Consider the following 19,975-nt stretch of genomic DNA (forward strand, 5'->3'; position numbering starts at 1 on the left):
GGGTCGCCCGTTCTCGTTTATTACTACGCTAGGTCATGGCTATTCCGGTAAAGCGTAACCAATCACGTAGTCACCCATTTTGGTGCCGAAGGTGCCGTGTCCGCCGGCGGTAATGACCACATATTGGCGGCCATCTGCGCCGGTGTAGGTCATCGGCGTTGCTTGGCCACCAGCAGGCAGTCGAGCTTTATACAGCTCTTCGCCAGTGGTGATGTCGTAGCCACGCAGGTATTGATCCAGCGTGCCGCTTAGGAAGGAAACACCGCCCGCAGTAGTCAGCGGGCCACCTAGCGCAGGGACGCCGACGTTCAGACCAACTGGCAGATCAAAGGGCATGCTGTCGCGGGTGGTACCATTGGGGTGCTTCCACACAACTTCGCTACTTTGCAGGTCGATGCCTGCCACATCCCCCCAAGAGGGCGCTTGGCAGGGAAGGCCGAGTACTGACAGCAGCGGGCCAAGTTCGACTGCGTAGGGGGCGCCCGTGTTGGGCTGCAAACCTTGCTCGCTAGCAGAGCCTTGGCCATCCTCAACTTCATCGCGTGGAATCAGCTTGGAAACAAACGCTAAGTACTTGGCGCCGGTAAACAGTGCTTGGCGTTCTGGGTCTACTGCAACACCACCCCAGTTCATCACCCCAACGTTGCCGGGGTAGATAATGCTGCCTTCCAGCGAAGGCGGTGTGTACTGGCCTTCGTAACGCAGCGAGCGGAACTGGATGCGGCACATCATCTGATCAAAGGGTGATGCGCCCCACATATCGCGCTCGGTAAGCGGCGGTGGTAGCAAGTTCAGCGCTGAGCGAGGTTGAGTTTCTGCCGTCCAGTCGCCTTCAATAGCACCTTGAGGAGCGGGCACTTCTTCAATCGGCACAATCGGCTCGCCAGTCTCACGGTTTAATACATACAGGCTGCCTTGTTTAGTAGGCTGGATGACGGCTGGCTGGGTGCCATCTGCTGTCGCTAAGTCAATCAATACGGGTTGTGCAGGTGTGTCCATGTCCCACAAGTCGTGGTGCACAAACTGGTACACCCAGGCCACCTGGCCGTTGTTCAGATTAAGCGCCACTAGCCCGGCACTATAGGTCTCATCATTTTCAGATCGGTTAGCGCCGTACTGGTCCGGCGTAGCGTTACCCATGGGCAGGTAGACGAGGCCAAGTGCTTCATCGACGCTAATCGGCGCCCATACATTGGGTGAGTTACGTGTGTAGGTCTCTCCCTCTGCTAATGGGGCGGTGTCTTCAGGGTTCCCGCTGTCCCAGTTCCACACTAGTTCGCCAGTATGTACGTCGAAGGCGCGTATGACGCCGGAGGGTTCGTCGGTTGAGCTGTTGTCAGTAACGTGGCCACCCAAAATCACTAAGTCTTCAGTGACCGTGGCAGGCGATGTCGAGTAATAACCACCTGGATTGAACTCGCCAATATTATTCGTCAGGTCGATCTCACCGTTTTTGCCAAAGCTTTCACAGCGTTCCCCTGTGTCGGCGTTAAGTGCAATCAGGCGAGCATCGGCGGTGGGTAGGTAAAGCCTGCGTGGGCACATGACATCGGTGGCGCTTAGCAGCTCAGAAGTTGAATCTTCTTGAGAGTTGAGCGAGAAGGATAGGTCGAGTTCAAACTGACTGCCATCGGCATACAGCGTTGGTTTATCGACGGTGTAATCTTCAGCACTGCTGGAATAGTTAGCCGCGTCGTAATACGCCAAGCCACGGCAGGTCATATGCGCCCAGCCGGAAAAGTCCTCTGCGCCCATGGTGCTAATGTTGGGGTCAAACGCCCACAAAGTCTCACCGGTTTCGGGCGATAGTGCCATTGCACGGCTGTGCGATGTACAAATATAAAGGCTATCGTTGACCTTTAACGGTGTGTTTTGGTTGGTGATTTCAGGTGGTGCATTGGGGCCTGGTTCATCACCGGTTTGAATACGCCACACCTCTTCCAGTTCGCCTATATTGTCGGGGGTAATCTGGCTAAGCGAGGAGTAGTGCGTGCCTGCATTAGTGCCGCCGTAGGCAGGCCAGTCATCGCCTGCAGCCTGGGCGGGGTTAATCTCAGGTGTATCATTGGTAGACGCTATCGTGCCTGTCACAGTACCTGGATAGGTGAATTGACTAGCAATTGCCACAATAATCGCTGCAACAATGCTGGCCACTAGCGCTAGGCTGCCGCCGCGTGAATGTAGCGGCTTTCGCCACCAGGGAAGCAGTAAAATGATGCCAATTAAACAGACAATGGCAACCCTGGGGACCAGCTGCCACCAGTCTAGGCCAACTTCCCAGAGTGCCCATAGCAGCGTTGCAAAAAGTACTACTGCATAAAGCCATAAGGCTGCGCCTTTGCGCATTGCCAGCAGTACACCGACAATAAAAATACTGACCCCAGCGATTAAGTAGTAAGCGCTACCACCTAAGCTAAGCAGCTTAGCGCCGCCAATGGTCAGTGCAACACCAGCTACCGCGAGTAGCAGGCCGAGCAGTAGCGCTGGCCATTTGCCGCGGGCACGCGTGTGTCCATCCATGAGAAAACCCCTATTAACAACGAATTGAAGCCGCTTGATAAAATTAGAAAAGCGACAGATCTGCAACGTGCCCTAACCCATTGGCAGTGATGATGGGTTAAAACACACATTGATTATGGGTAATTTTAATAATCAATTCGCTTTTGGTCTAATTATTTGCTTGCTAAGTAATGCTATAAGCCAAAAAACCGCGCCTGTTAACGTAGCGCGGTTTTGCGTTGGGGGCGGGAAGTGAGCGGGGGTTAACTTAGTGCAAGCATGGCTTAGTTAGTGAGCCTCACCAGCATTTTACCGGTATTGCCCCCTTCAAAAAGCGCTAGAAAGGCATCCGGTGTGCTTTCAAGACCCTCTTTGACGGTTTCTTTATAAGCTATATTGCCTTTCGCTACCTGAGGAGAGACTTCGTTAAGGAAATAGCGATAGCTAGACCAGTGATCGGCAACGATAAATCCCTGCATCTTAGCTTTGCGTACCACTAGCTGGGAAAGGTTGCTCGGCCCTGGTGCTGGTACTTCGGCGTTATAGCTGTCAATCATGCCGCATACCGCAATGCGCGCGCCGTCATTGAGTTGACTTAGCGCTGCTTCTAAGCAGACTCCACCAACGTTCTCAAAATACACGTCAATGCCATTAGGACTAGCAAGCTTAATAGCGTCGCTGAGCTCCTGCGCACTTCGGCCTTGGTAGCTAACCGGTTCTACGCCCAATGACTCAAGCCACGCAAGCTTGTGAGCGGCCCCAGCGATGCCAACCACGTGACAACCTTTTGCTTTCGCCAGCTGAACAGCAAGCGAGCCAACAGCACCACTGGCAGCGCTTACCAGTACATTGTCGCTAGGTTTACACTCGGCAATAAGATTCAAACCTGTCCATGCCGTCATGCCTGGCATGCCTAATACACCGAGATAAGCTTGTTCTGGTACGTCACTGTCTGGTAGCGCAGTAACACTGTCGCCTGGCAGCTGCGCGATATCCCGCCAACCACCCATGTGGCTGACCTTGTCGCCTTCCTTAATGGTTGAGTGGTTAGACGCAATGACCTCGCCAATTGCGCCGCCTTCCATCGGCTTGCCCAGCTCAAAAGGGGCGACATAGGTGCGCATGCCTGTCATTCGTCCGCGCATATATGGGTCAACGGACAGCCAGCGATTGCGAATTCTTACTTCACCTTCGTCAAGGTCGGGAAGCTCATGATTTTGAAGTGAAAATAGTTCACGTTTAGGTAAGCCGGTGGGGTAATCGGTTAAGGTAAAAAAGCGAGATTGCATGGGCGCCTCCTGCATGTGTGATTTAAGCAAATCTCTTTGCAGCAAATCTCTTTGCAGCATATCTCTTTGCAGCATAGAGACCGTTAGCGCGCTTTCAAGTTCGTCGAAGCGTTAATTTGCTGTGCAATAAAAAAAGCGGCCCTGGTGAGCCGCTTTCCATTAATCTTCTTCAACGCTGTTTGTTTAAGGGGTATCACACGCTTGCGAGTGTGTTATCCGTTAATCGACCAGGGTGATCATGACTGGTGCAACGCCACGCCGGATCATACCGAGTTGGCGAGCTGCCCGTTTTGATAGGTCAATAATACGTCCCTTAACAAAGGGGCCGCGGTCATTTATCAGTACTTCGACCTCCTGGCCAGTATCAGGGCGGGTAACAAGCACCTTGGTACCAAAAGGAAGTGTTGGATGGGCAGCCGTAAGCGCTTGCTGGTCAAAAGGTACGCCACTGGCAGTCGGGGAGCCCTGGAAGCGATCGCTGTAGAAGGATGCAATTCCCTCTTGAATTTCGGTGGCAAATGCATGACCAGTGGAAAAGAAAGTGAGTAATGCCGCAGCACAGCTCGTGCGGATGAACCGTTTAGATGCTCCCATTGGAGTGCCTCAGTTTACATTGTGCCGATTCTTTATGTGTCGGAGTATTTACCGATATCTGCCCCGATAGTAACGTGGTCATTTTAATACGGCAAGCTTTACGAAGATCGATGCAATTGGCTTCTAAATTAAGATTTTTTGCAACTTTCTTCAGTGCCGTTGTGATTCAGCAAGTTAACGAAGTGTGGTCGATGTAACTCGGCGGTGTCATGTGTCTGGTATAAATTTTAGATAAAGGCTCACTTTACTCAGATAGGCATCATATAATTAGCACTCGCTAGGTTTTACATGTTTGCCAATAAACAAGGATGCACCTATGGCTAAGTCTTCTTCTCTAACGCTAGTTTTGGTTGCCGCCGGTGGGGTTGCTGTTGGGTTGTTAGCCGCTCAGACGGCGCCCAGTTTTACATCAAAGGCAATCGCCAATGAACCTACCAGTGCGGAGCAGGGGCAGACTTCCCAAGCACTAGCAGGGCTCGAAAGTATCACGCTGGGTGAGCAAACTAGGGGAGAGATTACCTCGGCAGCGGAGCTGAACGGTAATGATGGTAGCCGCTATGTGCGCTATGTCATCAGCCTGGAAGAGGACTCGTTAGTCGAGTTTTCTCTCAGTGGTGCCTTAAGGGGAGTCGTCGCTCTCTATGACGATGGACTGCAGCTGCTGGAGAATGCCGAGACCGTTCGTCATCGTATCGAAAAAGATGGTCAATACGTAGTGGCCGTCAGTGGGGCGGATGCAAGTAGCTATGGCCCATTCACCCTTAATAGCCGTACGGTTGAGCTGAGCGATTCTGACACGCTGACCATTGGCGAGCCGATGGATAGCTGGCTGCCGGGCACGCCACGGGAAGTAACGTTAACCGTTGAAGAAGAAGGTATGTATCAAATTGAGATGCGTGCCGATGAGTTTGATGCGTATCTGGAGCTGTCTGGGCCGAACGGCTATAACCGTGAGGATGATGATAGTGCTGGCAACTTGAATGCACGTGTTTCAGATTTCCTTGCTCCTGGTGATTACACCGTCACCGCACGTTCTGCCTTCGGCGAAGGGAGTGGTCTTTTCACCTTGAGTGCGGAACCACGTGAAATGCCTGACGATCTGCGCAATGAAGGGAGCGTTGTACCCAGCGAAACGCTGAGTGGTTGGTTTAGCGGCCAGGATCGAAGCTATCAGCTAGAGATCGAAGAAGCTGGTATGTATCAAATTAATATGCGCTCAAGTGATATCGACTCTTATCTTGTGCTGGAAGGGCCAAATGGCTACTTCCGCGAAGATGACGACAGTGCTGGCAATCTGGATGCCAGTATTGCCGACTTTTTAGCACCGGGTAGTTATCAATTAACAGCACGTACGGCGTATGGCTCCGACAGCGGTTTGTTTACGCTTTCAGTAGAGCCGCGTGAATTGCCGGAGGGTGTAGAACTACGTAATGAGGGTGAGTTAACAGCTAATGAAACGCTCACTGGCTGGTATAGTGGTGAGCCGTTGACCTATGAACTCACTTTAGAAGAAAGCTCTTTGGTTAGGCTCAGCATGCGTTCAAGTGACTTTGATACGTATTTAGAGCTAAGTGGCGGCGGCGATTCTTATAGCGATGATGACGGCGGCAGCGGCACTAACTCGCGTTTAGAGCAGGCGCTTTTGCCGGGTACCTACACTGTTGTTGCACGTGGTTTCGCAGTTAGCGGCAGTGGCATGTTTGAGTTGCAAGTCAATACAGAGCCAACAGAAATGCAGCCTGACGCGTAATTTAGCGCACGTTGTATGATGCAACGCCCTTGCTGGTGACAGTAGGGGCGTTTGCTTTTGTATTACATTTTACGTGGCTTGAAGGTGGCGACGTTATTCACAAGGTGGTTTTATGCTGCGCTATTCATTCGGTTTAACGGTGATTGGTTTATTGTTATTAAGTGGTTGTCAGTCGTCGGATAATGCTTCTGAGGAGTCACTTGCGCTTGTTTCCAAAGCGGTTGAAAAAGAGTACATAGCACCTGAGTGTCAAGCTGAACAGTGCTCTACCGTCACTGTGTCTGCGCTTGCGTTTCCGCACTCTGCAGAGCTAACGGAGCAGCTACAAAAACGGCTGTTAACGCTTGCGATGGGCATTACTGAGCAAGATGCATTACCCGCTGATAGCTGGCAGGCCTATGCACAAAACTTTTTTGAGCTAGCTGAGGAAGATAATCGCACCGCGCCGGGAACAATGACTAGCGAGGCGATATTAGAAGCTGAGGTTTATGGGCAGCACAACGACTTATTGATACTTGAGCTAAGTAGCTACGTTTATCACGCGGGGCAGGCGCATGGTTTGCCAATGACTGAATTTATGGTGATAGACGAGCGTCAGCTGCGTGTGGTTGATCCAGACGATATGCTGTTGGAAGGTCAGCAGAGCGCTTTTCAAGCACTGCTTGATCAGGCCCACCAACGCTGGATAGAGGAGATGGGCCATGATGAGCAGTTTGCCCTCAATTGGCCGCTCAGCGAGAGTCGCAACATAGCCCCGTTGGCAACTGCCTGGGAAGTTAAATATAACGTCTATGAAATTGCCCCTTATGCAGCCGGCCAGCCTGTTCTGACGATCCCCCTTGATGCGCTGGAAGGTATCGCAAAGCCTCGCTATTTAGGTCAATAGTGCTTTAGCGGCTCGCTTTTAAACAGCCTACGACGACCAATAAGGCGGCCGTTGGCAGTCGCCAGTCAAACACGCTGACGCCTGCCAGCACCAGTAGCAGTGCCGCGAGAATGGGTACGCCATAGGCAAGGCTGCCTACCAGGCTGGCTTGGCCAAACCGTAGCGCTTTATCCCAGGCCACCATCGCAATACCGTACGGCCCAAGTCCCAACGCGATGCCCGCCAACAGAGTCTCACCCTGCGGCATTATGAAGGTGCCTTCCATTATCAAGCTGGCGCAGGTTGCAACAGCGCAGGCAATCATTAATAGCCTCGGGAGCAATGGCGTCAGTGGCACAGGAGCTACTTGCCCGAGCCAGGAGTAGAGCGCCCAGCAACAAGCCGCCAGTAGCGCTAACCCATATCCTGAGGCGGCCCCACCAAAGCTGCCACTTAAGGCTTGCGGTAGTAACAAAATAGCAGCGCCTGAAAAAGCAATTAGCGCGCCTGTCACGCTGGCGATATGCAGACGACCAAACCGGCTCCATTGGCTTAATAACACAAACAGCACTGGCCAGGTGTAGGTGATCAACGCGGCCTCTGCGGCAGGTGCTAGACGCATGCCAATGTAGTAACTGCTAACAGCGCCGACAATCAACAGTGGTAGGCCAAGCCATACGCTAATTTTCCAGCGCGTACGGCAAGTCGCGATATTAACGCGACGGCTGAGTGGCAATGTTGCCAGTGCACCTGCCAGCAGCGTAAGTGCACTAAGCTGAAGCGGAGAGGTATCTTGTGCCAGTGCAGCTAACAGCGGCGCTATGCTCCATAACATCACCGCCACAAGCGCTGCGCATACGCTGTACCTGGGTGATATGACAACCGGGGAATGAACGGGCTGCATGGCATCTCTCCTTGCGTTTAACCTGAGGCACGCAGCATACTCATTAAACACTCATCACAATATCGATCTTTTATGATCATTATTATCAATAATGGTGATGTATGCGCGCGCCAACGTTTGACTTAACGCTGCTTCGTACGCTGGTTACTATTGCCGATACAGGTAGCGTTACGGCAGCGGCCAAGCGTCTTGCGTACACCCAATCAACAGTGAGCATGCAGTTGCAGCGTTTAGAAATGCAGCTTGATGTGCGTTTGCATGAGCGAGCTGGGCGACAGCTACGTTTTACCCCTGAAGGAGATCGTTTGCTGGCTCACGCGCGCCGCCTCTTGGCACTCAATGATGACGCCTGGAGCGATATGCAGGCGCGCCAGATAACGGGTGATTTAACGCTGGGCATTCCTGAAGACTATGCGTCGCTATTGCCGTCGGTATTTGCGTACTTTCACCAGCTGTATCCTGCGGTGGGACTAACCGTAAAGTGTGGTACCAGTGCTCACTTGGTCGAACAGGTTAAAGCAGCGGAGTTGGACTTGGCGCTAGTGACTCGCCAACGAAACTCGCCAGGAGGCGATGTGATTCGCCGTGAGCCGCTAATATGGGCGGTCGGGGTAAATCAGCAGCCTTCGCTAAGTGACCCTATTCCGCTGGCACTTTATTCGCCAGGCGCTGATGTTTTTCGCGAGGTTGCCGAGCAGGCGTTACAGGCGGCTGGGCGTGATTGGCGCGTTGCGTATACTAGCCAGTCAATGGCGGGGCTTGCCCCTATCGTGACAGCGGGGTTAGCCGTTGTTGTGGTAACGCATAGTATGTTAACCCCATCGTTGCGCCCGCTGGATGACAGCAGTGGCCTTCCTGCCTTGCCAGTGATTGAGCTAGCGCTCCATCGTGCCCCACACCGTCCTTCTGAACCTGCGCGGCGTTTAGGAGAATTGATTCGCGAACAGCTAGCGGCACCTAGTGAAGCGTTATAAGGTGTCGTTTTAATGTGTTCTTTGATAGGAAGTTAAGATGCCTATAGTCACTATCCAGCAATTCCCCCGTGATCTTGCCCAAAAGCGAGAGTTGGCAAAGCGCATTACTGACGCTTTCAGCGATGTGTATGGTAGCGATCCGGCGAGCGTGCAGGTGTTTTTTCAAGAAGTAACCCAGGAAAATTGGTCCAAAGGCGGCCAAATGGGGGTTGACCGCGATACTGCTCAATGAGGGTGCTAATTTAGGATTGTCTGATTAACGTGATGAGCATAGGCCAGATAAAACAAAATCAATGAAAAAAAGACCGGGCTCGCGTTCGAGTTTGCGAGTCGTAAATGAGCATTATTTTTTCTAATGCAAGCTGACTGAGCTAAGCTAACTACCATGAGGCGCATGAGCCGGGAGTTCTGAATGCACGAGTTAGATCACTACATTTATCCGCATCGAGTATTGCACTGGCTAGTGGCAGTCGCTGTGTTGCTGTCATTGGCAAGTGGCCTAACGCTGGGCTTCCTGGGGTATGAACGCACCGTTGATTTGCTGGGGAATACGCTTACCAACGTACTCTATACCAGCCATAAGACCTTAGGTGTGACGATACTATTGCTAATGACGCTGAGGATTATTACGCGGCTAGCTTTTGTTGTGCCCGACCACGAGCCGCCACTCAATGCTTTCGAGCGAATTATCAGTACTAGCGTGCATCACTTGCTTTATGCGGGATTGGTGGTTATGCCACTGCTGGGTTGGGCAGCCACTGCTACCGGTGGCTTTCCTGTTGAGTTTTTTCAATGGCATTTGCCGGGAATCTTGGGCAAGAACGAAGCGCTTTCGCAAACGCTGTTTGTTTGGCATGAGCGTTTAGGCTGGGCGTTAGTCGTGCTTATTACGCTGCATATTGCGGGTGCTTTATTTCATTGGCGAATCAAGCACGATAACGTTATGAAACGTATGAGCTTGTTTGACTGATAGCGCTTACTATCCGTTAATATCACGCTGAACCATAACCATAGCAACGGGTGGTTTGGCGTGACTTAACGGCGTACATCTGGCTATCCGCTTCACGAAGCAGGCTGGCTAACGTATCGTTATCTGCATGGCTGGTACAAATACCGATGCTGACGCCGACGCTAACTAACGTGCCATCAGGTAGCTTGATAGGCGAGCGAACGGTCTGTTCGATACGGTTACGCATCTCCTCTAACGTCGCCTGATCAGTTATCCCCTCTAGTAAGAGAATAAACTCATCGCCGCCAAAGCGCGCGCAATGATCACTCCCACGTGCCACGTGCACGAGACGCTTGGCAACTTGCTGAAGCACGAAGTCGCCTACCTCATGGCCATACTGGTCGTTAATTGGTTTGAAGCAGTCAAGGTCACACATGACTAGCGCTAAAGGCGTATGCGTTTGTTTGCAATGTTGAAGAGCCGCTTCTGCGCAGCGTGCCAGCCCATTGCGGTTAAGCAAGCCGGTAAGGGTGTCGTGGTTGGCCAGCTTCTCTAGCGCCTGGGTGCGGGCTGCTACTTTTGCTTCTAGAATAGCCTCCTGCTTTTTAAGCATTGCGACGGTTTCTGCCTGGGCGCGCTCTTTTTGCCATTTTAATTTGTTAAAACGTGCGGCCAGTGCGAAAGATAGCAGCAACATCTCAATGGCTGAGCCGATTTGTATTCCGTGAAGAGTGAGGAAGTTGGCGGGCAGAATACTAAGGTTTCGAAGTGCAAAGACGCTAGCCCCTAGTAAAAAGATTGACCAGGCAAGCGCAAAAATACGCGCGCTGGGCACGCAGCGCCAACTGCAATAAATACCGCACACGAGCATTAATAATGAGGTAGCAAATCCCGTTATATCCATTAAGCGCAGGGCGGGTTGAATTGGCAAAAATATCACTGCTACCAGCGCTACATAGCAGTAGCTGCGAAACAGCGTGATGATTTGATGCCAGCGCGGGCAGTAGATGGCTGTGTTAAGAAAGCTTTGGGTAAATAGGGCTCCCATCGCAGAAGCAAACGTAAAACCAATTGCTACCAGGCGCGGGGTGTTGTCGCCTAGGAAACTCCAAAACATCAGCGTACCCAGGCCATTGAACGTCAAAGATGCCGTCGTAAAACCGAAGGCAAATAGAGCGTAGTAGAGAAATACGTGCTCTTTAAGCACAAAAAATAGCAGCAGGTTGTAAACGCTTAATGTTAGCAATATGCCGAAGTAAGTCGCCAGCCAGAAGTTATGCTGGTCATTCTGAGCATAAAACGCCTCTGGCGTCATTAAGCTATAGCTCAGGAATTTACTGCCAGCAGCTTTTACTTGGGTATAGATCGTCACTGTTTCCCCGCCGTCCAGCATTAGCGGAAAAACGGCTTGTCGGTGGGCGATTGATCGCTCGTCAACTGGAACGGCGATTCCGCTGTATTGAACATCACTAGCGTGTTCCCTCAGCGTATACAGGGTGACATGGTCTAAAAATGGGTATTCGAATTTAACCATCCAGGTAGCTGGGAGGGGCGATGCATTATGAATTTGCGTTGTTAGCCAAACATCGCTTTGTGTGTAGCCGAAATGTAGGTCAGAAGCATGGTGGACCGGTTTGAATGAAGGAGATAATGCTAAAACATCGCGTAGGTTTAGCGATTCTAATGTGCTCCAGTAACCGCTTACTTCATTTAAATCGTAACGCGCCTGCTCGGGCGAGGCGACGAGGGTAGCTGCCATGCTTGCTTGTGAATGCCAGCTAATAATAAGCACTAACAAGCCAGCCGGAAGGCGCTTTAACCAACGGTAAGCATCCATAAATATCGCTATTTTGGTTATTTTTACGTTGGGTTTTATCGCTTCTAGGTCTTAGTGCCTAGGTTCCCTTGCCTGCCTTGGGCACGTTTTGCTCCTAGTGAGAGTGTAGACCTCTTTCAACGCGAGAGGTCGACAATGGGTCTAAAGCATGAGGCAGTTCAGACTTTTGGTTAGTTGCTGGATTAGTTGTCCACTATGGCGCCAAAAATGCCAATAGAGTGGCACTGTCAGTGAGTGGCCGGGGGCGATGCTGACTAGTTGGCCTTTTTGCAGTTGGTCTAGTGCCTGCAGTTGTGGAACCATTCCGTAGCCAATGCCTGCGGCGGCGAGACGCACAAACCCTTCTGATGAAGGGCACAGGTGGTAGGGGAAATGGCCGTGATAACCGCACTGGGCAAGGAATTGATGCTGAAGCTGGTCATGAGGGCCGAATACAATCACCGGGGCTTGCTGGAAGGCTTCTGCGGAAAGGCCTTCGGGAAAATAGCGTTGCACGTAGGCGGGTGATGCTAGCGGGAGATAACGCATGTCACCTACTTTAATACACCGTGCACCCGCGATGGGTGTTGGCGTAGAGCAAAGACAGGCTGCGACATCGCCATCCCGCAGACGGTTAAGCCCAACGTCCTGATCCTCAATAACTAAGTCGAGCAATACGCCTTCGGTTTGACAGATATCTGCCACTGCGGCTGCCCACCACGTCACCACGCTGTCAGCATTGATTGCGATTCTTAGTCGGGTCGTTGCGTTATCTAGCGTAGGTAGTGTCTGCTGTAAGTCACGTTCTAACAACTGTACTTGCTGGTAGTGGGTGAGCAGCCGCTGACCAGCCGGTGTAGGTGAAAGCTTGGGGTGACGCATTAGCACAGGCTGGCCTAAGCGTACTTCCAGTGCTTTTATACGTTGAGAGATGGCTGATTGAGAAAGCCCTAATGTATCGCCTGCTCGTTCAAAACCACCGCACTCCACTACTGTGGCCAGGGCATGGAGAAGTTTGTAATCCAACATGGCCGTCTTCCCAGGTTAAGAAAGTAATGACGTTATGCAAAAGGCGCGTATTTAACAAATAAAAGCGCCATATCCTACTTAGGTGAGATTGAATGTCATAAGTAAATGAATTACATTAATCTGCAGGGAAACGACACTAACCTCTTAATGCCATCGCTTAAAGGACACTGTAATGCCTTTCAACATGCTCCGTCGCCCTCTTGCAGGTATTGTTGCGCTTAGCGCGCTGATGCCTTTTGCCGTTTCCGCTGACGATGCCGTTAGCGCCGATGCTGTGGTCCATCACTATGCTGACTTGGCGCATGCCAATTACGCCGATGCGCTCAATGCCGCCGAGGTGTTGAACGAGCGTATCGACGAATTGCTGGCCAACCCCACTGCTGAGGCCCTGAACGCCGCGAAGCAAGCTTGGTTGCAAGCACGGGTGTCGTATCAGCAAAGCGAAGTTTTTCGTTTTGGCAATGTGGTGGTGGATGACTGGGAAGGGCAGCTGAACGCTTGGCCTCTGGATGAAGGCATGATTGATTATGTCGAAAGCGATGGCTACCAGCATGAGTTGGGTAATGAAGGGGCCACTGCTAATGTCATTGCCAACGAACGTATCACGATAGGGGGGGAAGCCCTGGATGTCAGTGATATTACGCCGGAGCTCTTAGCCGATCTTAACGAAGTAGGTGGCTCAGAAGCCAACGTCGCCAGCGGCTACCACGCTATCGAGTTTCTGCTCTGGGGGCAGGACCTTAATGGTTTCGAAGCAGGCAGTGGTGAACGTCCGGTGAGCGACTTCCAAACTGGCGATGACTGTACCCATGGTAACTGCGATCGCCGCCGAGCGTACCTGGATGCAGTGTCGGACCTGCTAGTCAGCGATCTTGAGTGGATGGTGGCTCAGTGGTCACCGGAAGTTGAAGACAACTACCGTCAGGAGCTACTGGCTGAAAGCGATCAAGAAGGCCTGCGCCGTATGCTATTTGGTATGGGGTCGCTATCGTTGGGCGAGCTAGCAGGAGAGCGCTTGAAAGTTGCGCTTGAAGCCAACTCTTTTGAGGATGAGCACGACTGCTTTAGCGATAATACTCATAACTCCCATTACTATAATGGCCAGGGGATTCAGAATATTTACACGGGCAGCTATCAGCGATTGGATGGCAGTATCGTAGAGGGCCCGTCATTGGAAAACTTGTTGTCGCAGCAAAATGAAGCACTTGCTGATAGCCTGAGTGACCAACTTGAGGCAACCATGGCCAAGCTTGATGCTATCAAGCAAGCGGCTGAAGCGGAAAGCTCGCCGATGGCGTTTGATATGATGATTGCACCCGGCAACGAGCAAGGGAGTAAGTTGATCAACGACGCCATTTTCGCCCTGGTAGCGCAAACGGCATCCCTTGAAGAAGCCGCCGGTGAGCTGGGGGTTACCTCTTTACAGCCGGATGATGCAGGCCATCGCTTCTAAATCATTAGTGTGATTTTATGAGCCGTCCGGCAGCTTGGCTGTCGGACGGCTTTTGTCGTTTGTCTCAAGGTATACTTATGTGCCACTTCTCTCGCTTTTTTGCCTTCAGGCGACTCGCTCAGTGCAGCCTTTTCTTAATACTGTTGGCGGCCTCTTTGGTAGTGGCCTCTCTGCAGGCGGCTGAATCTCCCGCCATTCAATTGTCGCCGATGAGTGGTGGCCATGGGGCAGTGGAACAATTTGATCACAACGCTTATTCATTACCGCTACGTAACATGTCGATGACCAAGCGGCTTGACTTCAGCGTCGGCAATAGCTTTTTCCGCAACCCCTGGGTGGTCGCACCTGCCAGCACTGAAGCCCGTGATGGCCTGGGCCCGTTGTTTAATACCAATAGCTGCCAAGGCTGTCATCTCAAGGATGGGCGTGGCCATCCGCCGATGGGGGATGAACCCCCCATTGCGTTGTTCCTGCGTCTTTCGCTGCCTTCCGATCAGGCGGAGCCGGAAACTCTAGAGCAACGGGGCGCGCTGCCGGTACCCAGCTACGGCTTGCAGCTACAAACCTCTGCGATTCCTGGCGTGCAGCCGGAGGGCAAACTGGTCATTGAGTACCGTCCGCGGGAGGTGAGCTTCGCTGACGGCCATCGCGTTACCTTGCAGGAGCCGCTTTACTCAATTGCCGAACTTGCCTACGGTGAGCTACCAAATACGCTGCTGACGTCGCCACGGTTGGCGCCACCAATGATTGGTTTGGGCCTGCTGGAAGCGATTCCTGAAGCAGACCTGATGGCGGCTGCCGACCCCAACGATACCGATGGCGATGGCATTTCTGGGCGCTATAACCAAGTCTGGGATGTGCGCAGTGGCACCACGGTGATGGGGCGCTTTGGTTGGAAAGCGGGTGAGCCCAGCATTGAACAGCAGAGCATGCACGCCTTCGCCGGCGATATGGGGCTAACGTCTCGCTTAGCGCCGCAAACGGATTGCATGGAGAGTCAGGGGTGCGATGCCTTTGCTGATGGTGGAACGCCTGAAGTCAGCGATGACATTGCAGACTTCATCACCTTCTATGCCTCTAGCCTAGCGGTACCGATGCGCCGCAACATGGATGATCCTGAGGTGATACAGGGGGCCGAGACATTTAACGCACTGGGCTGCGCAAGCTGCCATACCCCCCGTCATCGCACTGCCTCGGATGCACCTCGGGCGGCGTTAGCGAATCAAGAAATATGGCCTTATAGCGATCTGCTGCTCCACGATATGGGCGAAGCTTTGGCCGACCATCGTAGTGAATTCCAAGCGGATGGGCGCGAATGGCGCACCCCACCGTTGTGGGGGATTGGCTTAGCACAAACGGTGAATCCTCGGGCTGGCTTTCTCCACGATGGCCGTGCTCGTACGCTGGAGGAGGCGGTGCTGTGGCATGGTGGCGAAGCAGAAGCGACCATTGAAGCCTATCGACATCTCCCCGCTGACCAGCGCGCGGAACTTATTCGCTTTCTTGAGTCTTTATGAGCTTTGCAACGCTTCTGTTACGGCTGTCGGCTATTCGTAAGGAGTTAATGTGATTTCTTCTCTTCGTCGTTTGGGGGTAGCCGTTGCGTTTTTAGCGGCTCCCTTTTCTGCACTGGGTTCCGCTGATACGGACACCAATACACCACGTGATATCTGGCATGGCGCGATAGCGCAGCAGTATGCCGAACTCAGTCATGCCTCTGAGCGCCTTGAGGCTAGTGCAACGCGCTTTTGCCAAGCTCCCGATGAATCGCTCAAGCAGCGGCTTGAAAGCGACTGGCTGGGGGCTTATCAAGCTTGGCAGGCGGTGCGCTTTGTCCAGTTTGGGCCCATTGAGCAGAATAGCCGTGGCTGGCAACTTCAGTTCTGGCCAGACCGCAAAAACCTGGTAGGTAGCAAGGTAGAAGGATGGTTGAGAGCGGACACCATGCCAACGGCCGAAGATATTGCTAGCGATAGCGTCGCGATTCAGGGATTTCCGGCTATTGAGTACTTGCTATATGACGATGCTATGAGTGACCGGCCACTTGGTGAACCGGCTATGTGCGGCTTGTTGCAGGCTATCTCTACTCATCTCGTAGACACGAGTAGCGCACTGGAGCGCGACTGGCAGGCCTTTGGTATGCACTATCGTGATACCCCGCGTTACACCGAAACCACACTGGCTAACGCCATTCAAGCAATCGAAACCCTAGAGCAGAAACGTCTTGGTGAGCCAATGGGGCTACAAGGGGCGCCTGCTAATCGTTATTTAGCGGAAGCTTGGCGTAGCGGTAACTCCATTCGTTTGGTGGAAAGTACGCTTGAAGGGCTGCGCACAGGGTTTCTTCCAGGGCTCTCGACGTTGCTGCGCGAAGCCGATGCAGTGCCACTCGCCGAGACATTTCGTGATCAATTGGACAAGACGTTAGCCAAGGCGAGTGATCTGCCTTCGGAGCTGACAACGTCACTGGACGATCAAGCCTTTCGTGATCTGCAGTCGCTTTACCTCAATATTGGTCAGTTGAACTATCTGCTAGGAACCGAAATTGCGGCCGAGCTTGGCCTAGTGCGTGGCTTTAATTCTAGCGATGGAGATTGAGCGATGCAGCGACGGCAGGTGCTGAAAGCTGGGCTAGGAAGCGTCTTAATGGCATTAACACCACTGAGCTGGGCGGTGCCGGGGCGCGAAAATGCTGACTGGCTGTTTAGCGCGGTTGATGATCTTGATGGGAAGCACTACATCGCTGGAGTGGCACTGGATGGCAAAAGCCGCTTTATGATTGAAGTGCCCGAGCGCTGTCACGGGGGCTGCCTACGTCCTAGCTCCCACCAGGCAGTACTTTTTGCCCGCCGCCCCGGCACTCGAATGCATGTGATCGATGGGGCTAATCGGCGCTTAGCTCATACCATTTCAGCGGGAGAAGGTTACCATTTCTATGGACATGGGGTTTTCGACCTGAACGGGCGCTATCTGTATGTCACCGCCAATCGTTTGGCGGACAGCGCCGGGCTAGTGCGCGTTTACGATGCTGCCAACGACTACGCTCATGTGCGCGATATGTCGCTGGATGGTATCGGACCCCATGAGCTTCGGCTGATGCCGGATGGCGACACTCTGGTGATTGGTTTGGGCGGAATCCAGACTCATCCAGACTACGGCCGGGTAAAGCTCAATCTGGACACCATGGCCCCGGCGCTGATGCTTATGAATCGCCACAGTGGCGAAGTAGTCGCCCGCCATGCCCCTTCGCACCACCAGCTTAGCTGCCGCCATCTAGACGTGGCAGCGGACGGCACGGTGATCGCCGGATACCAATTTGAAGGCCCTGAGTGGGAATCCTATCCGCTGATTTGTCGTCTGGATGCTGCCGGAGACTTCTCAGAGCTGGCGCTGCCCGATGAGGTCACCACCAGCCTCCGGCACTACACCGCTAGCGTCGCGTTTAGCCGTGTTTCAGCAACTGTTCTGGTGACCGCTCCTCGCGGTAATCGGGTGCTGCTGCTAGATGCTGAACAGGGCCGCTTGAACGCTAACCTGGAGCTACCCGACGCTGCCGGTGCCCGCTGTGATGGGAGTGGCGGCTTTCTGGTCTCCTCCGGCCAGGGCGGACTCTACCGTGTAACCCCTGACACGGCAGTGCCCGAGTTGCTCGCCAGCCAGGAATTCCGCTGGGATAACCATTTGACCTGACAGATACCTAACGTCGGCCTAAATAGCGAAAAGTATTTATCCCTAGAGTCGAAAGCGCGAAAAAGCCAGCGGCCAAGGTAACAATCGTCGGCCCCGTGGGGGTATCAAAATAGTAAGCGGCCCTGAGTCCCAACGTAACCGCCAATGTCGCAATACACATAGCTACTAGTGCCATCATTTCAGGCGTTCTGGAGAAAGGCCTTGCCGTTGCAGCAGGAATAATCAGTAAGGCTGCAATTAGCAATGCACCGACCACCTTGAGTGCTACAGCCACGACCAGGGCAAGAGAAAGAGTTAAGACCAATTGCTCGCGGCGGGGCTGAATGCCATTGGCGTAGGCAAGTTCATCGCTCAGTGTGGCAGTCAGAAGTGCCGACCAACGCCAGAAGAGTAACGCCAATATCAGTAATGCGCCGCCACCGATGATCCACAGGTCATTCTGGCCAACGGCCAGGATATCGCCGAATAAATATGCCGTCAGATCAATCCGGACTCCCGAAATAAATGAAACAGCGACCAGGCCGATCGCCAAGGCCGAGTGCGCCATAACGCCGAGTAGCGTATCCATGGCATAACCGCGCCCGCTGAGTAGCGTTACGCAAGCGGCCATAGTGAGGGCAACGGTTAATACGCCTGCAAAAATAGAGAGATTGAACATTAAAGCCAGCGCAACGCCAAGGATAGCGGCGTGAGATGTTGCATCACCAAAGTAAGCCATGCGTCGCCAAACCACAAAGCAGCCAAGCGGTGCCGCAGCAAGGGCAACGAATATCCCAGCAATAGTCGCGCGCCACATGAAGTCATCCAACATGGGCTGCCTCCTCATGGTGATGACGATAAAAAGCAAGCATCTGTGCTGTCTGTTCACCAAATAACGCTTGATAGTCTGGGGAGGACGCAACACGTTCTGGTTTGCCCTCGCAACAGATGTGGCCGTTTAAGCACAGCACATGGTCGGCGGTACGCATGACGACATGAAGGTCATGGCTGACCATCAATACGGCACAGCGATAGTGCTGGCGAACCTCTTCAATTTTTTTATAAAAATCCGCAATGCCTCGATAGTCCAACCCTTGTGTTGCCTCGTCGAGAATTAAGATGTCTGGCTTTGTGATAAGCGCCCGGGCCAGCAGTACCCGTTGGAGTTGGCCGCCTGAAAGGTGGCTCATGGCGGAATTTTCCAATGCCTCGACCCCCGCGTTTGCTAATGTTTGCTGCACATCGCGGCGGGCATGGCGGTGAGGAAGGTTAATAAAGCGCGAGACCGTCATCGGTAGCGTTGAGTCTAAATGGAGTCGCTGGGGCACATAACCGATAGACAACTTCTCATCGATGGCCACATAGCCTGATGTTGGCTTAATGGCCCCAACTAATGTTTTAACTAACGTTGATTTTCCTGAGCCATTTGGGCCAATCAGCGTGACAATCTCTTCACGGTGCAATGTCAGATTAATATCTCTCAAAATATGCTGGCCACTGATCAGAACATTGATTTGTTTGGCGCGCAGGAGAGGGGCATTACCGGGTGTGAATTGAGACATCAGCTTGCAGCCTCTCGGTTAATTGCTATTCTGATTCTAATTGTTATGTTATAACATATATTAAAAATAAGGACTAATGCTTCTGTGGCTATCAACGCTTTCTAACTAGGTCGTATGGCTTCCTAAATAGAACTTATGAAAGAGGGGGCATTATGGTTTTGATAATTTGGAGAACATCATGAAGTACAGACTTTTACGTTACACCCTGCCGGTATTAGCGAGCTTTCCATTGTCAGCCTTGGCCGCCGTTCCCCGTGTGGCGGTAGACATTCCGCCGGTCCATTCGCTAGTGGCCAAAGTTATGGGGGATCTCGGGACTCCCGACCTTTTCATTCAGCCTGGTGCATCACCCCACGGCTACTCACTGAGGCCTTCGGAAGCCAAAGTGTTAAATGATGCTGATGTGGTCGTATGGGTAAGTAATGATCTAACGCCTTGGTTATCGGCTCCGATCGCCAATTTGGCAAACGACGCCGAGCATCTGGAACTAATGGGCGTACCCGGCATTAATACGTTTGCATATCGTGAAGGCGCGACGTTTGATCTGGGTGACCACGACCACGACCACGACCACGACCACGACCACGACCACGACCACGACCACGACCACGACCACGACCAC

18 protein-coding genes are annotated in these 19,975 nt (G+C 52.7%); 10 read left to right on the forward strand and 8 right to left on the reverse strand.

The window, feature by feature from the left end; genetic code table 11:
* Positions 1-39 precede the first annotated feature (39 nt).
* From HVE01_RS13110 to HVE01_RS13120, 3 genes are all read right to left on the reverse strand, one after another.
* Entirely contained in the window at positions 40-2,520 is a 2,481-nt protein-coding gene (locus tag HVE01_RS13110; protein WP_146944638.1) for a glucose/quinate/shikimate family membrane-bound PQQ-dependent dehydrogenase, read from the reverse strand.
* Positions 2,521-2,783: 263 nt separating this feature from the next.
* Positions 2,784-3,788, reverse strand: coding sequence for an NADP-dependent oxidoreductase (locus HVE01_RS13115; RefSeq protein WP_146944640.1), 1,005 nt, complete (start codon positions 3,786-3,788; stop codon positions 2,784-2,786).
* A 219-nt stretch (positions 3,789-4,007) separates the two neighbouring features.
* A complete protein-coding gene (locus HVE01_RS13120) occupies positions 4,008-4,382 on the reverse strand; it encodes a septal ring lytic transglycosylase RlpA family protein (protein ID WP_089038975.1) in 375 nt (124 codons plus the stop codon).
* A gap of 316 nt (positions 4,383-4,698) precedes the next feature.
* On the opposite strand from HVE01_RS13120, the gene HVE01_RS13125 reads away from it, so the two are divergent.
* The gene (locus tag HVE01_RS13125) at positions 4,699-6,132 is read left to right on the forward strand and encodes a hypothetical protein (protein ID WP_146944642.1); all 1,434 of its coding nucleotides are present in this window, start codon (positions 4,699-4,701) and stop codon (positions 6,130-6,132) included.
* A 112-nt stretch (positions 6,133-6,244) separates the two neighbouring features.
* Entirely contained in the window at positions 6,245-7,018 is a 774-nt protein-coding gene (locus HVE01_RS13130) for an RsiV family protein (protein WP_146944644.1), read from the forward strand.
* Positions 7,019-7,022: 4 nt separating this feature from the next.
* On the opposite strand, the gene HVE01_RS13135 is transcribed toward HVE01_RS13130, so the two are convergent.
* Entirely contained in the window at positions 7,023-7,901 is an 879-nt protein-coding gene (locus HVE01_RS13135; RefSeq protein ID WP_146944646.1) for a DMT family transporter, read from the reverse strand.
* Positions 7,902-8,002: 101 nt separating this feature from the next.
* Between HVE01_RS13135 and HVE01_RS13140 the strand changes: the two genes are divergently transcribed.
* From HVE01_RS13140 to HVE01_RS13150, 3 genes are all read left to right on the forward strand, one after another.
* Positions 8,003-8,875: a LysR substrate-binding domain-containing protein gene (locus HVE01_RS13140; RefSeq protein WP_146944648.1), complete on the forward strand. Its 873-nt coding sequence runs from the start codon at positions 8,003-8,005 to the stop codon at positions 8,873-8,875.
* 37 nt (positions 8,876-8,912) lie between these two features.
* Complete coding sequence (locus tag HVE01_RS13145) at positions 8,913-9,107, forward strand: tautomerase family protein (protein WP_146944650.1); 195 nt, start codon at positions 8,913-8,915, stop codon at positions 9,105-9,107.
* Positions 9,108-9,287: 180 nt separating this feature from the next.
* On the forward strand, positions 9,288-9,845 hold the full coding sequence (locus HVE01_RS13150) for a cytochrome b (protein ID WP_125745975.1): 558 nt from the start codon (positions 9,288-9,290) through the stop codon (positions 9,843-9,845).
* 22 nt (positions 9,846-9,867) lie between these two features.
* On the opposite strand, the gene HVE01_RS13155 is transcribed toward HVE01_RS13150, so the two are convergent.
* Together HVE01_RS13155 and HVE01_RS13160 are read right to left on the reverse strand one after the other, a co-directional pair.
* Entirely contained in the window at positions 9,868-11,661 is a 1,794-nt protein-coding gene (locus HVE01_RS13155; RefSeq protein WP_146944652.1) for a diguanylate cyclase, read from the reverse strand.
* Between the two features lie 141 nt (positions 11,662-11,802).
* Positions 11,803-12,669 carry a LysR family transcriptional regulator ArgP gene (locus HVE01_RS13160; RefSeq protein WP_125745979.1) on the reverse strand — a complete coding sequence of 289 codons (867 nt, stop codon included), beginning with the start codon at positions 12,667-12,669 and terminating at the stop codon, positions 11,803-11,805.
* 172 nt (positions 12,670-12,841) lie between these two features.
* On the opposite strand from HVE01_RS13160, the gene HVE01_RS13165 reads away from it, so the two are divergent.
* From HVE01_RS13165 to HVE01_RS13180, 4 genes are all read left to right on the forward strand, one after another.
* A complete protein-coding gene (locus tag HVE01_RS13165) occupies positions 12,842-14,122 on the forward strand; it encodes an imelysin family protein (protein WP_146944654.1) in 1,281 nt (426 codons plus the stop codon).
* A 77-nt stretch (positions 14,123-14,199) separates the two neighbouring features.
* Positions 14,200-15,639, forward strand: coding sequence for a di-heme oxidoreductase family protein (locus HVE01_RS13170; RefSeq protein WP_146944656.1), 1,440 nt, complete (start codon positions 14,200-14,202; stop codon positions 15,637-15,639).
* Between the two features lie 49 nt (positions 15,640-15,688).
* A complete protein-coding gene (locus tag HVE01_RS13175) occupies positions 15,689-16,720 on the forward strand; it encodes an imelysin family protein (protein ID WP_146944657.1) in 1,032 nt (343 codons plus the stop codon).
* A gap of 3 nt (positions 16,721-16,723) precedes the next feature.
* Complete coding sequence (locus HVE01_RS13180; RefSeq protein WP_146944659.1) at positions 16,724-17,812, forward strand: DUF1513 domain-containing protein; 1,089 nt, start codon at positions 16,724-16,726, stop codon at positions 17,810-17,812.
* Positions 17,813-17,819: 7 nt separating this feature from the next.
* Here HVE01_RS13180 and HVE01_RS13185 read toward each other — a convergent pair whose 3' ends face one another.
* Positions 17,820-18,623 (reverse strand): metal ABC transporter permease, encoded by an 804-nt coding sequence (locus HVE01_RS13185; protein ID WP_146944661.1) that lies wholly within the window; start codon positions 18,621-18,623, stop codon positions 17,820-17,822.
* Positions 18,613-19,353 carry a metal ABC transporter ATP-binding protein gene (locus HVE01_RS13190; RefSeq protein WP_146944663.1) on the reverse strand — a complete coding sequence of 247 codons (741 nt, stop codon included), beginning with the start codon at positions 19,351-19,353 and terminating at the stop codon, positions 18,613-18,615. Before HVE01_RS13190 ends, HVE01_RS13185 begins: the two co-directional genes overlap by 11 nt.
* Before the next feature lie 178 nt (positions 19,354-19,531).
* Here HVE01_RS13190 and HVE01_RS13195 point away from each other — a divergent pair.
* The coding region (locus HVE01_RS13195) for a metal ABC transporter solute-binding protein, Zn/Mn family (protein WP_186808845.1) at positions 19,532-19,975 on the forward strand (444 nt) is incomplete at its 3' end.

The sequence above is a fragment of the Vreelandella venusta genome, assembly GCF_007989605.1.
In the GTDB taxonomy this organism is placed as follows: Bacteria; Pseudomonadota; Gammaproteobacteria; order Pseudomonadales; family Halomonadaceae; genus Vreelandella; species Vreelandella venusta.

Coding starts and splice junctions, on each gene's coding strand:
- HVE01_RS13165 (WP_146944654.1), top strand. CDS start 12,842: ATGCCTTTCAACATGCTCCGTCGCCCTCTTGCAGGTATTGTTGCGCTT.
- HVE01_RS13145 (WP_146944650.1), top strand. CDS start 8,913: ATGCCTATAGTCACTATCCAGCAATTCCCCCGTGATCTTGCCCAAAAG.
- HVE01_RS13180 (WP_146944659.1), top strand. CDS start 16,724: ATGCAGCGACGGCAGGTGCTGAAAGCTGGGCTAGGAAGCGTCTTAATG.
- HVE01_RS13160 (WP_125745979.1), bottom strand. CDS start 12,669: ATGTTGGATTACAAACTTCTCCATGCCCTGGCCACAGTAGTGGAGTGC.
- HVE01_RS13130 (WP_146944644.1), top strand. CDS start 6,245: ATGCTGCGCTATTCATTCGGTTTAACGGTGATTGGTTTATTGTTATTA.
- HVE01_RS13120 (WP_089038975.1), bottom strand. CDS start 4,382: ATGGGAGCATCTAAACGGTTCATCCGCACGAGCTGTGCTGCGGCATTA.
- HVE01_RS13135 (WP_146944646.1), bottom strand. CDS start 7,901: ATGCAGCCCGTTCATTCCCCGGTTGTCATATCACCCAGGTACAGCGTA.
- HVE01_RS13190 (WP_146944663.1), bottom strand. CDS start 19,353: ATGTCTCAATTCACACCCGGTAATGCCCCTCTCCTGCGCGCCAAACAA.
- HVE01_RS13125 (WP_146944642.1), top strand. CDS start 4,699: ATGGCTAAGTCTTCTTCTCTAACGCTAGTTTTGGTTGCCGCCGGTGGG.
- HVE01_RS13170 (WP_146944656.1), top strand. CDS start 14,200: ATGTGCCACTTCTCTCGCTTTTTTGCCTTCAGGCGACTCGCTCAGTGC.
- HVE01_RS13140 (WP_146944648.1), top strand. CDS start 8,003: ATGCGCGCGCCAACGTTTGACTTAACGCTGCTTCGTACGCTGGTTACT.
- HVE01_RS13115 (WP_146944640.1), bottom strand. CDS start 3,788: ATGCAATCTCGCTTTTTTACCTTAACCGATTACCCCACCGGCTTACCT.
- HVE01_RS13110 (WP_146944638.1), bottom strand. CDS start 2,520: ATGGATGGACACACGCGTGCCCGCGGCAAATGGCCAGCGCTACTGCTC.
- HVE01_RS13155 (WP_146944652.1), bottom strand. CDS start 11,661: ATGGATGCTTACCGTTGGTTAAAGCGCCTTCCGGCTGGCTTGTTAGTG.
- HVE01_RS13185 (WP_146944661.1), bottom strand. CDS start 18,623: ATGTTGGATGACTTCATGTGGCGCGCGACTATTGCTGGGATATTCGTT.
- HVE01_RS13150 (WP_125745975.1), top strand. CDS start 9,288: ATGCACGAGTTAGATCACTACATTTATCCGCATCGAGTATTGCACTGG.